The organism is Butyrivibrio sp. XB500-5 (assembly GCF_003625505.1).
Classification (GTDB): domain Bacteria; phylum Bacillota; class Clostridia; order Lachnospirales; family Lachnospiraceae; genus Butyrivibrio.
The window spans coordinates 93,179-105,448 of sequence record NZ_RAIS01000008.1; the positions used below are offsets into that span (position 1 = coordinate 93,179).

At 45.9% G+C, this 12,270-nt stretch carries 13 protein-coding genes; all 13 read right to left on the reverse strand.

Going from position 1 to position 12,270, the window contains the following annotated elements; genetic code table 11:
- Positions 1-3: 3 nt before the first annotated feature.
- Positions 4-1,896, reverse strand: coding sequence for a sialate O-acetylesterase (locus D6856_RS13670; protein WP_120687358.1), 1,893 nt, complete (start codon positions 1,894-1,896; stop codon positions 4-6).
- A 141-nt stretch (positions 1,897-2,037) separates the two neighbouring features.
- Positions 2,038-2,454, reverse strand: a complete 417-nt coding sequence (atpC, locus tag D6856_RS13675) for an ATP synthase F1 subunit epsilon (RefSeq protein ID WP_092246426.1) — start codon at positions 2,452-2,454, stop codon at positions 2,038-2,040.
- An 11-nt stretch (positions 2,455-2,465) separates the two neighbouring features.
- Positions 2,466-3,860, reverse strand: coding sequence for a F0F1 ATP synthase subunit beta (gene atpD, locus D6856_RS13680; RefSeq protein ID WP_092246429.1), 1,395 nt, complete (start codon positions 3,858-3,860; stop codon positions 2,466-2,468).
- 30 nt (positions 3,861-3,890) lie between these two features.
- The gene (gene atpG, locus D6856_RS13685; RefSeq protein ID WP_120687359.1) at positions 3,891-4,751 is read right to left on the reverse strand and encodes an ATP synthase F1 subunit gamma; all 861 of its coding nucleotides are present in this window, start codon (positions 4,749-4,751) and stop codon (positions 3,891-3,893) included.
- Positions 4,752-4,765: 14 nt separating this feature from the next.
- Entirely contained in the window at positions 4,766-6,298 is a 1,533-nt protein-coding gene (gene atpA / locus D6856_RS13690) for a F0F1 ATP synthase subunit alpha (RefSeq protein WP_120687360.1), read from the reverse strand.
- A 25-nt stretch (positions 6,299-6,323) separates the two neighbouring features.
- Positions 6,324-6,863 carry an ATP synthase F1 subunit delta gene (atpH, locus tag D6856_RS13695; RefSeq protein WP_120687361.1) on the reverse strand — a complete coding sequence of 180 codons (540 nt, stop codon included), beginning with the start codon at positions 6,861-6,863 and terminating at the stop codon, positions 6,324-6,326.
- A gap of 19 nt (positions 6,864-6,882) precedes the next feature.
- Positions 6,883-7,419, reverse strand: a complete 537-nt coding sequence (gene atpF, locus D6856_RS13700) for a F0F1 ATP synthase subunit B (RefSeq protein ID WP_242948124.1) — start codon at positions 7,417-7,419, stop codon at positions 6,883-6,885.
- A 35-nt stretch (positions 7,420-7,454) separates the two neighbouring features.
- Positions 7,455-7,736, reverse strand: a complete 282-nt coding sequence (atpE, locus tag D6856_RS13705; protein WP_120657973.1) for an ATP synthase F0 subunit C — start codon at positions 7,734-7,736, stop codon at positions 7,455-7,457.
- 61 nt (positions 7,737-7,797) lie between these two features.
- Positions 7,798-8,568: a F0F1 ATP synthase subunit A gene (locus D6856_RS13710; RefSeq protein WP_092246443.1), complete on the reverse strand. Its 771-nt coding sequence runs from the start codon at positions 8,566-8,568 to the stop codon at positions 7,798-7,800.
- Positions 8,569-8,578: 10 nt separating this feature from the next.
- Positions 8,579-8,989 carry an ATP synthase subunit I gene (locus tag D6856_RS13715; protein ID WP_120687362.1) on the reverse strand — a complete coding sequence of 137 codons (411 nt, stop codon included), beginning with the start codon at positions 8,987-8,989 and terminating at the stop codon, positions 8,579-8,581.
- Positions 8,990-9,026: 37 nt separating this feature from the next.
- On the reverse strand, positions 9,027-9,302 hold the full coding sequence (locus tag D6856_RS15525; RefSeq protein ID WP_334292991.1) for an AtpZ/AtpI family protein: 276 nt from the start codon (positions 9,300-9,302) through the stop codon (positions 9,027-9,029).
- A 262-nt stretch (positions 9,303-9,564) separates the two neighbouring features.
- Positions 9,565-11,379 carry an aspartate--tRNA ligase gene (aspS, locus tag D6856_RS13725; protein ID WP_092246449.1) on the reverse strand — a complete coding sequence of 605 codons (1,815 nt, stop codon included), beginning with the start codon at positions 11,377-11,379 and terminating at the stop codon, positions 9,565-9,567.
- A 135-nt stretch (positions 11,380-11,514) separates the two neighbouring features.
- Positions 11,515-12,180, reverse strand: a complete 666-nt coding sequence (locus tag D6856_RS15410) for a hypothetical protein (protein ID WP_120687363.1) — start codon at positions 12,178-12,180, stop codon at positions 11,515-11,517.
- Between the last annotated feature and the right edge of the window lie 90 nt (positions 12,181-12,270).

Sequence of the window (12,270 nt, forward strand, 5' to 3'; positions counted from 1 at the left end):
TCTTTATTCAATAGGAAGTTCAAACGGGCACATCGGTATGCCGATGGCGTTAACAATGAGTCCGCCTCTATAGGTGTTTTCACAGCACCAGCGAAGAGCGACTGCATTCTTAACATCATCCTTGCTGCGTACAACGATGCTGCCCTCTTTTATTTCAGCATCCGCTTCGTGAAGCTCACCGTCTTTATCTACGAAAAAGAAATCTCGTATCTCGGTTCCTTTTCCTTCATCCGAAACTTTTAGTTCCTGTGCATGCTCAAGTTCTACCAGTACAGCTGCCTTTTCATCCTGTACCTTTTTAATTGCAGCAGCCATAGGTCCGCAATATTCTCCGATGTAGCCGTATTTAAGATGTCCTGCCCAAAGAGCAAGTCTCTCTCCCACAGGCTTCTTGGTCACGGGATGAAGGTCGTTGTCTTCTCCAAGTCCCATAGTAACGACAAGTCCGGTTGAAGGTATATCCAGAATCTTGTTCTGCACAAGTCTAAACTCGCCCCAATTCTCTTCTTCTGTAAGATCTATAACAAAATTCGGAAGCTGAACCGCGATGAACGGAAGGTTATCTTCTTTCCATAATTTCCTGTAACCGCGTATCATTTTCTCTGTCAGATCTGCGTAGTCCCAAGGCTGACCAACATTACTTTCACCCTGATACCAGATGATTCCGTCTACAGGGAAATTATGGCAAGGCGCTGTCATTGCATTGTACAGTCCCGAAGAATTCCAGTTGATAAAATCAGTAGGCGGCATCTTGTCGCAGGTTGCACCGATCTTGTACTTCCAGATTCCGTCAAGCTCTGCGGACGCATCTTCGTTAAAGATCTTATACTCCTTGATCGCACCGGGAGTTATCCTTCCAAGTCCAAGCTCGATCTTAAGACGCACGACAAGCGTGTTGTCCTTCTGTCTTGTAAGTCCTTCTCTGATATCATATTTTCTCGGAGGATACTGATATTCGGTTACTCCGACTTTTTCACCGTTAATGTATGTCTCATCGGAATCAACCATTGTTCCGAGGAAAAGACGCGCACTCTTACCCGCAAGCTCTTTTGGAAGATCGAATTTCTTTCTAAACCAGACACTTCCAACGTGTCCTTCCAAAGGAGTTCCGGTAAACATGGTGGGAACCGAAAGTTCATCCCAGTCAGAGTCATCCGTGTTCTCTTTTTCCCAAGAATTCTGTATTCCGAGATCCTTGTTATATAGATCGTTTATCCATTTATTGGTCTTGTCTTCGTTCCACTTGGCTCTCTCATTTCTGAAAGCAGCGTCGTTATATTTGTCGGTCTCGGCGATAAGCTCATCGTAGCCTTCAAGCATCTGCCTGCTCATCCACGACTGGATCCTCGATCCGCCGAGTGAAGCATTGATAAGACCGACAGCCTGATGAGTCATGGCTCTTAATTTCTCTGCAAAAAAGTATGCTACTATCGAAAAGCTCATGATGGTGTCTTTGTTTACGGACACCCAGCTTCCCGTGTTGTGCTCTTCGTAAGGCCCGGAAAAACTTGTCTCTTCTATAATCTTAAAGGTACGGATCATGTCTTCGTCTTCTATAGTTCGAAGAAACGGATATTTATCCGCAACTCTGGCACCGGGAAATTCCATGTTGGACTGTCCCGAGCAAAACCAGACTATACCTATCATCACGTCCTTAACAGTGATGCTGTCCCCCTCACTGTCGGAAACCGTAAGATCATAGGGTCCGCCGCCTTCTCTTGCGGGAAGGTAAATGTCAAATCGTCCGTTATCGGAGGCTTCAACATTTCCGACCACTCCGTCAAGCTTTGCCGTTACCCTGACGCCGGGAGTGTCCCAGCCCCAGATATGTATGCTTTTTCTTCTTTGTAATACGCATCCGTCAGACAACAAACGCGGTAAAATAAGTCTAGCCATGGCTAATCTCCTATCCTCTTAATGATTTGATTATAACCATTGCTATTCTTATTTTACCGCGTACATATTGCTAAAATCATGCTATATTTTGCTATTACGCAAGATAGTATATCATTTTAGCATTCAAAGCGATATTTTGATTTATTCCTGATTATGTCCGGAGGAACCGATCCTGACAAGCGCTCTGTAGAGCTTGGCTTCCGCTCTTACTCTGGCTTCCTTATCAAGGATCTCGTTCTCAAGCATCTCCTCTGCTTTGGCTTTGGCAGCTTTGGCACGCTCGATATCGATGTCTTCGCTCCACTCCCAAGTTGTGGGAAGAACTCTGACTTCTCCGTTCATAACAGAAAGCATTCCGCCGATACAGGCGGCTTTTCTCTCTTCGCCATCTGCTGTGACGACTTTGGCTGTGCCCATTCCGATAGCCGTACAGTAGTTGGTGTGACGAGCAAGTATCTCGACGTCACCGTCTATCGTACGTAGCAATATCTTTTGAACTTCACCTTCATATTCAAGGCCGTCCAGGGATACAACCTGTAAATGATAAGAAGTGGACATACAGATCCCCCTTACTGCTTCTTAGCTTTCTCAAATACTTCGTCGATAGTTCCAACGAGAAGGAATGCACTCTCGGGAAGATCATCGCACTCGCCGTCAAGGATCATCTTGAATCCGCGGATAGTCTCCTTAAGAGGAACGTACTTTCCGGGAAGTCCTGTGAACTGCTCCGCAACGGAGAAGCTCTGTGACAGGAAGTTCTGAACCTTACGTGCTCTGTATACGGTGAGCTTATCTTCTTCTGAAAGCTCGTCCATACCCATGATGGCAATGATATCCTGAAGTTCACGATATCTCTGAAGCACCTGCTGTACTCCCTTGGCAACTTCGTAATGCTCTTTTCCGACGATATCGGGAGAGAGGATACGGCTTGTTGAATCAAGAGGATCAACAGCGGGATAAATACCCTTGGATGCGATGTCACGGGAAAGAACCGTTGTGGCATCAAGGTGTGTGAATGTTGTAGCGGGAGCCGGGTCGGTAAGGTCATCGGCAGGAACGTATACGGCCTGAACCGATGTGATGGAGCCCTTCTTGGTTGATGTGATACGCTCCTGGAGCGCACCCATCTCGGTAGCAAGTGTGGGCTGATAACCTACGGCTGAAGGCATACGTCCGAGAAGCGCTGAAACCTCTGAACCCGCCTGTGTGAAACGGAAAATATTATCAATGAAAAGAAGCACGTCCTGATTTTTAACATCACGGAAATACTCAGCCATCGTAAGTCCGGAAAGACCAACTCTCATTCTGGCTCCGGGTGGCTCGTTCATCTGTCCGTAAACCAGAGCTGTCTTATTGATAACTCCGGATTCTTTCATTTCTCCGTAAAGGTCGTTTCCTTCACGGGTACGCTCTCCAACACCTGTGAATACGGAAAGTCCACCGTGTGCTGTAGCAACGTTATTGATAAGCTCCATGATAAGAACGGTCTTACCTACTCCGGCACCGCCGAAAAGACCGATCTTACCGCCCTTAGCGTAAGGGCAGATAAGGTCAACAACCTTGATACCTGTCTCAAAGATCTCTGTAGCGGGAACCTGATCTTCGTAAGCGGGAGCGGGTCTATGAATAGGCCATCTCTCTGCTGTCTGAGGAGCAGGACCGTTATCAACGGGGTCTCCGAGAAGGTTGAAGATTCTACCGAGACACTCTTCACCAACGGGAACGGTGATAGAGCTTCCGGTATCAACAGCATCAACACCACGAACAAGTCCGTCTGTTGAGCTCATGGCTACGCAACGTACTACGTCATCTCCGATCTGCTGAGCAACCTCCGCAACCAGCTTGTGATCATCAATCATGATCTCTATAGCATTGTGAAGATCGGGAAGTTCACCCTCTTTGAATCGGATGTCGAGTACAGGTCCTGTAACCTGTATTACCTTTCCAACATGATTTTCACTCATTGTTAAACTCCTTAAATTTTATTGAAGCGGTCAGCTTTCAGCTCCCGCAACGATCTCCGTGATCTCTTGCGTGATGCTTGCCTGACGTGCTCTGTTATAGTACAGACTCAAGGTATCTATCATTTCTTCTGCGTTATCTGTAGCGGCTTCCATCGCTGTTCTTCTTGCTGCAAGCTCACTCGCATAAGAAATGCTGATACTGGAATACATGATTCCCGCCAGATATTCCGGAACAATAGCGTTGAACACAGTCTCACTGTCCGGTTCATACAGTATCAGATCTTTAGCCTTGCCATCGTCTGTCTTTTCTTCCGATTTAAGATCGGAAAGAGGAAGAAGCGATGATGCGGTAGGAACCTGAGAAAGCATCGATACAAAATCGGTGTAGCACAGATAAATATGTCCGAACTCGCCGTTTCTGTATGCGTCGCAGATAAGCTTGGCTATCTGGAAACAATCGGAGATTGTTATCTTGGCTACCTCGGCGTATTCTTCCGTGAATAGAGACACTTTTCTGTGCTTGAAATATTCAACGGATTTCTTACCGATGGGAAGGACGGTGTATTCACCTCTGTCCTTGGTCTCCGACTCCATAAACTTAAATAAGTTGGAGTTGTAGCCGCCCGCAAGTCCTCTGTCACCCGCAATTACAACGTACAGCCATTTATCGTTCTTACCGCTCTGGGTATACGGCGATCTAAAATCAGTATTGCCGTTTGCGATATCTGTAAGTGTTGCAAGTGTGGTCTCAAGATAAGGTTTGGATAAATCCGCCTTTTCTTTTGCCTTGCGGAGCTTGGATGCAGCAACGAGCTGCATCGCCTTGGTTATCTGCATAGTGCTTTGAACGCTCTTGATTCGGAGTTTAACAGCTTTCATACTTCCGGCCATTTTTTATCCTCCTATTAATTCGAACTTGCTTTTTTCTTTAAGAAGTTGTCTGTGTATGCGTTCAATGCGTCTTTTAACTTTTTCTCTGTTTCTTCCTCGAGCTTACCTGTCTCGCGGATGTCGCGCATAGCTGCGATTCCGGAAGGATCGTTGTCAAGGAATTCGTAAAGGCCTTCCTCGTACTCTGCAACGTCCGTTGCCTCAACCTTAATAAGGATGTTGTTTACAACGGCGTAGAGGATAGCAACCTGCTTCTCAACGGGAACGGGTTTGTTCTTGTCCTGCTTGAGTACTTCAACGATACGCTCACCTTGTGCAAGACGCGCCTTGGTGTCTTCGTCAAGGTCGGAACCGAACTGAGCAAAGCTCTGAAGTTCTCGATACTGTGAATATACGAGTTTAAGTGTACCCGCAACCTTCTTCATTGCCTTGATCTGAGCGTTACCACCAACTCGGGATACCGAGATACCGGGGTTAACGGCCGGCATGATTCCTGAGTGGAAGAGCTCTGTCTCAAGGAATATCTGTCCATCTGTGATAGAGATAACGTTGGTCGGGATGTACGCCGAAACGTCGCCCGCCTGTGTCTCGATGATGGGAAGTGCGGTAAGTGATCCTCCTCCGTTCTCATCGGAAAGCTTGGCAGCTCTCTCAAGAAGTCTTGAGTGGAGGTAGAAAACGTCTCCGGGATAAGCTTCACGTCCGGGGGGTCTTCTGATCAAAAGTGAAAGTGCACGGTATGCTACGGCGTGCTTGGAAAGATCGTCGTAGATGCAAAGCACGTGCTTACCTTTATTCATAAAGTACTCACCCATTGCACAACCTGTGTAAGGTGAAATGTACTGCAGCGGGCTGGGCTCAGAAGCTGTAGCGGCAACTACGATCGTGTAGTCCATTGCGCCGCCCTTCTTAAGGTCCTCAACCAGCGCCGTTACTGTCGAACGCTTCTGTCCGATGGCAACGTAAATACAGATAACATCCTTGCCCTTCTGGTTAAGGATAGTATCTATAGCTATTGTTGTTTTACCTGTCTGTCTGTCACCGATGATAAGCTCACGCTGACCTCTTCCGATGGGGATCATTGAATCGATAGCCTTGATACCTGTCTGAAGAGGCTCTTTAACGGGCTGTCTTGCAATGATACCGGGAGCGGGTGACTCCACAGGTCTGTATTCCGATGATTCGATCGGGCCTGCGCCGTCGATAGGCTGTCCGATAGCATTAACGACACGTCCGATCATCTTCTCACCTACAGGAACAGATACGACTCTTCCTGTACGCTTAACGGTCTGTCCTTCGCTGATTCCTACATCTTCTCCGAACAAAACCGCAGATACTACTGTTTCTTCGAGGTTCTGGGCCATTCCGAATGTACCGTTTTCAAACTCCAAAAGCTCTCCGGACATACAGTTCAAAAGGCCGCTGACTCTGGCAATACCGTCACCGACTGTGAGAACCGTTCCGGTCTCGTTCTGGATTATTGCGTTCTGATAATTCTTTATCTGGCTTCGAATGACCTCGGATATTTTTTCTGGTTTCAGTTCCATATTATCCTCCGACGTTTATTTTTCTTTATATAACTGTCTCGTCGACACGTCTCTGTATCTCGGATAACCTGCCTTTGACCGTTCCGTCAAAGAGCTGTCCTTCAAGATCGACGCGGACTCCTCCAAGAACTCCGGGGTCAACCTTCTGTGAAAGAAGTACTTTCTTGCCGCTTATATTCTCGAGCTTTGCTTTAAGCTGCTCAAGCTGCGCGTCTCCCAGCGCTACTGCTGTGGTAACAAGGGCATCTGCGATACCGTGTTCCTCATTGTAGCTCCTTCTGAATCTCTTCTGACAAGCAGAAAACTCACGCAAAAGATCTTTTTCTATAAGGATCTTGATGAAGTTAAGAAGGTATTCCTGACATCCGTCTTTAAAAGCTTCATCAACAAGCTTAAGTCTTTCTTTCTTGGGAACGGAAGGTTCCGAGAGGAGAGTGATATAATCGGGATTTTCTTTGAAAAGATCCCTTATGATCTCCATTTCTCCCAGTATTTCATCCGTAAGGTTCTCTTCGGCTGCCAGATCATACAGGCTCTGCCCATAAAGATCTCCAGCTTTACTCATGATTACCTCTTTTCTTTGATTAAGCTCCCACCTTGCTTATGAAGTCATCGATAAGCTTCTTGTGGTCTGCCTCATTGATCTCTTTTTCTACAACCTTACCTGCAATATCCATTGCAAGTCCGCCGATTTCATCTTTGGCCTCGTTGATAGCCTTCTTCTTCTCCTGCTCAATATCCGCAGCAGCTCTGGCTTTAATATCCGAAGCTTCCTGCTGAGCCTCTTTTACCATGGCATCTGCCTTGCTCTGTGCTTCCTTCTGTGCTTCGGAAACTATCTGAGCTGCCTCGGCATGTGCGTTGGTCAAGCTGCTCTCGTATTGGTCTTTCAGAGAATCGGCTTCTTCTTTGGCCTCTCTTGCTTCCCTGATCTCTTTATCCGCAAGCTCTTTTCTCTTCTCAAGTATGTTATTGATAGGTTTGAAAAGAAATCTCTTGATCAGATACATCTGAATGAAAAGATTTATTATCTGTGCTATAAAGGTCCAGGGAACCAGTGTTACCAGTTCCTGCGTATTCTTAGCTTCCGCAGTGAACATCATAAGCGCCTGTAATTGCATATATGTTCTCCTCTATATCGAATACGAATCCTTTATTACTGCAGATAGTTCATGAACATTCCGGGTGCTACGAAGATAAGCAGAAGTCCTGTAACGAATCCGTAGATACCTGTTGTCTCTGCGATAGCACAACCAAGAAGCATTGTACTTGTTACATCACCTTTGCACTCAGGCTGACGTCCGATTGCTTCGAGCGCCTTAGAAACGGCATTTCCTTCACCGATACCGGGGCCGATACCTGCGATAAGTGCACATCCTGCACCGATTCCGCATCCTGCAAGTGCTATACCTCTAGCTAATAACTGAAAATCACCCATAATTATTTGTCCTCCTAGAAAAACAATTTGTTTTTTTGTTCTTAATATTTTTTATTTGTTTTTAGCCTTCTTCCGCTGCATTGGCGATATACATTACCGTCAACATACAGAAGATGAATGCCTGCATGCATCCTGAGAACCAATCAAAGTACACGCCCGTGATGGCCGGGACACCTACTCCCAAGATAGGGATATTGGAAAGGAATTTGCCTACAGCTCCGGGAATTAGTCCGAAGAGCGCTGCCGATGCAAGTCCCAAAGCCCAATAGATAAGGCCATCGATAACTACGCCGGAAAGGATATTTCCGAAGTGACGGCAAGCCATGCTGACCGGTGTCGCAAGTTCGGAAAGAATATTAAAAGGTGTCATTACCGCAATAGGTGTTGTGAATCCCTTTAAATATCCGCCGACGCCGTTCGTTTTTATCTTGGTGGCTGTGATCATGATAAATACGACCACTGCCCATGCCGCTTCTGTCGAAAGATCCGCCGTTGGACTTCTTAGTCCCGTAAGGCTGATAAGATTTGATACCACACTTGTGACAAACAGTGCCGCCACAAACGGGATCAGCTTATCAAACTTGTTTCCGCCGGTGTTGTTACGAACGAAGTTGTTAGCCATCTCGACAAGCATTTCGGCGAATGCCTGTCTCTTTGATATGTTCTCAGTCCTCAGATCCCTTGTAAGGAATATGCACAGGCCTGTGATTATTGCCATTACGATCCAGCTTACAACCAGTGTCTCAGTGATGTTGATGTCTCCGAGAATGGGAATTCCCGTATGGATCGTCGCATATATTTTGGGGCCGACAACCGAGAAATCATTACTCATATCTTCGTCTTCAACCTCCTTTCCCCGCAGATAATATACCGCGTAGTTTTATCATCAAGCTAGGAATGAAAAGGGGAAGTATCCCCGATACCGGATTGATGACCGGTATCACAATTGCAAGAATGATCCACAGAAACTGAAGCAGTGTCCTATATCTGTAGCTCACTCCCATTGTGCTCCTAGCCTTCGCATCGTCAGTAATTGATGCCACCTTTTGCACGGTTACCGCCATCCAAAAGAAATTTCCGACAGCAACGGCAAAACCGCCGATTGCTCCAAGGATAACTTTTATATCAAATGGTGCCCAATCGGGTATAACCATGTGCAAAACGAAAAACACAACGATCATGATGAGAATACCTACAGCCGTCCATGCCGCAACTATCCCCGTCTCTTTTTTAACTGCAGACTGTAACTTCATGCCTGATTCTCCCCTGTCTTTAGTCTTAGTCCAAAACTCAAATATGTTTATTAAACGATATTTCGTTTTTGTTTCTTGATTTCTTTTTAGATTCTTTGTTAAGAACTGCCAGATAGACCTTATAGGCAGTCGTCATAGAACCTCCAAGCCCCAATATAAATCCCGGTATATAAACCCACGCTCCCACTGATAGCTTGGAGCATAATAGATAGCACGCAAACAGACACATAAGAAGCGGCATTATCAGGGATAATCCCAATTGCCCGATCATAGCTAATTGACCAAATATTTCAGACATTCGCTTCATTTGCATCTAAATTCTGTCTACGCTCCTTTTTTAGTAAAATTCGATACAATCCTACCTTATATCTTAACTTATTTACGCGCATTTCTCAATAAAACGAATCGTTATCGCAATTTTTACTCACTTGATACAAAAAAGCCGGATACCGCGTAAATACTGGGTTTCGCGATATCCGACTTCTGTGTTTATATATATTTTACAAAATTTTACCGTTATATTTCGTATAAATCGCCATACCTAGCGGGCTAAAGCCATGTAGTACGACTTGTTCTCAGTCTTCCTGAGGCTCTTCTACGGCAGTAGTCTTAATATGAAGCTCCTCAAGCTGCTTGTCTGTAACGAATCCGGGAGCACCCATCATAACGTCCTGAGCGTTCTTGTTCATAGGGAAAGGAATGATCTCTCTGATAGAGTCCTCTCCTGCAAGGAGCATAACCATACGGTCTACACCGGGAGCGATTCCTGCGTGCGGAGGTGCTCCGTAGCAGAACGCATTGTACATAGCGGGGAACTTGGCCTTAACGTCATCTTCGCCAAGTCTTACCATCTCAAACGCCTTGATCATGATCTCGGGATCGTGGTTACGAACGGCGCCTGATGAAAGCTCTACACCGTTACATACAAGGTCGTACTGATCCGCTGTAATTGAAAGAGGATCGATCTCGCCTCTCTCAGCCTTAAGAAGTGTCTCAAGACCGCCGCTTGGCATTGAGAAAGGATTGTGGCAGAACTCAAGCTCTCCTGACTCCTCGCCGATCTCGTACATAGGGAAATCAACGATCCAGCAGAATGTGTACTGCTCTTTATCCATGTGTCCGGGAACAGCAGCGCCAAAGGTCTTAACGATAACACCTGCAGTCTTCTGTGCAGCACCGAGCTTGCCGCTTGAAAGAACAACAAGGTCGCCTGCCTTAAGATTAAGTGCTGAAACAACTGCGTCCTTGATAGGAGCAACAAACTTGGAAATACCACCTACAAGCTCGTTGTTCTCATCTATTCTGAACCAATAAGCCTTGTTTCCTGACTGAACCTCAACATCGCTTATTGTCTTATCGATAAACTTTCTGCTCTCTTTGAAATCAGATATAACTACAGCCTTGATCCTTACATCTGTAGCGCTTCCGTCCTCTGCGGTCTTGGCAAAAGGTCCGAAGCCACAGTCTGCAAGCTGCTCTGTAACATCCTGTACTGTGAGGTCGATTCTGAGATCGGGCTTATCCGTTCCGTACTTCTCCATTGCCTCAAGGTAAGGAATACGCATGAAAGGTGCACCTGAAGCGCGGTCATAGTTACCGTACTTAGCAAAAATGGGAGGAAGCACATCCTCGATAACGGCAAATACATCTTCCTGAGAAGCAAATGCCATCTCCATGTCAAGCTGATAGAACTCTCCGGGGCTTCTGTCGCCTCTTGCGTCCTCATCACGGAAACAAGGTGCAATCTGGAAGTAGCGGTCAAAGCCTGCTGTCATGAGAAGCTGCTTGAACTGCTGAGGTGCCTGAGGAAGAGCATAGAACTTTCCGGGATGCTTTCTCGCAGGAACAAGGTAGTCTCTTGCACCCTCTGGTGAAGATGCTGTAAGTATGGGAGTTGTGATCTCCAAGAAACCATGCTCCGTCATTGACTGACGAAGAGCTGCAATTACGTTACATCTAAGGATGATGTTCTTTTTAACCTCGGGATTACGAAGGTCAAGGTATCTGTACTTAAGACGAGCAGTCTCATCAGCCTCTCTTGAGTGATTGATCTCAAAAGGAAGCTCATTGTATCTGCAACGACCGAGAATCTCGATAGACTCGGGAACAACCTCGATGTCTCCGGTTTCCTGCTTGGGGTTCTTAGAGCTACGCTCTCTTACTACACCCTTAACGGAAATTGTAGACTCTTTGTTGATAGCCTTGGCTGTCTTAACCATCTCCTCAGTCTCAAGAACGATCTGTGTTGTGCCGTAGAAGTCACGAAGTACGACGAATCCGAGTCCGCTTCCTACTTCTCTCATATTCTCAAGCCATCCGACAAGCGTAACGCTCTTGCCGGCATCGCCGATACGAAGCTCACCACAGTTATGTGTACGTGATTGCATCATGTGTATTACTCCATTTCTGATTAAAAAATATTGATGTTTTCGCAATTTAAAATGCGCGGTATCGGAAAAAATCCAATACCACGCACAACATTTTAGAACATCATTGCATTAGTTGCAAGTGTATTTACCTTATTATTATTTAACCTTGTTGCCGCCCCATTCCACAACGGTGAATCCGTCTCTGCTGCCCTCTTGTATGGACTGAGGATTGATCTTTACATATTTATCGGAAGGATACCACGCCATGAATACACGGATAAGATTATCGGGCTGAGGAGAAATGCTAAGCTTTGCTCCCTTCTTGTATGTATCGCCCTGGAAACTGATAACGTTATATTCATTGCCTTCCATTCTGGGAAGCCAGAACTCTATGAACTCAGCGGTCTCAGCATCATTAAGTCCCATCTCGTGAAGCTTGTCATTAAGGAAGCTCTCGGTATCACAGCCCTTAACGCAGAAGCCCGAGAAGAAATCATACTCGTAATTGGGATCTCCTTCCCAGAAAAGATAATCGTAAGTCTGTCCGTCATAAGTGATCGTACCGTCCTTGTCGGCAACCACTTCCCACTTATTCTCAGAACTAAACTCAGGAATAAGTTCATTGAGATTACCGTCGTAGTTAAGACTTACCTCTACCTCTGTTCCGTCTTCTTCGGGATATAAGTAAATTACAGGCTTAAGGTCAAGTCCCGGCTCTTCATACTTCGTATCCGGACATTTCTTTCTGGCGCAAAAAGCAAATCCTACGCAGCATAGCATAAGACAAGCAGCCAGAAAAGCTATCATATACTTTGTTCTCATAAGCCCACCTCCACAATACTCTCATAAATAGGGAAATTCCCACAACATAATTATATACTTATTATCGTCAAAAAGATAGACATTCATGAG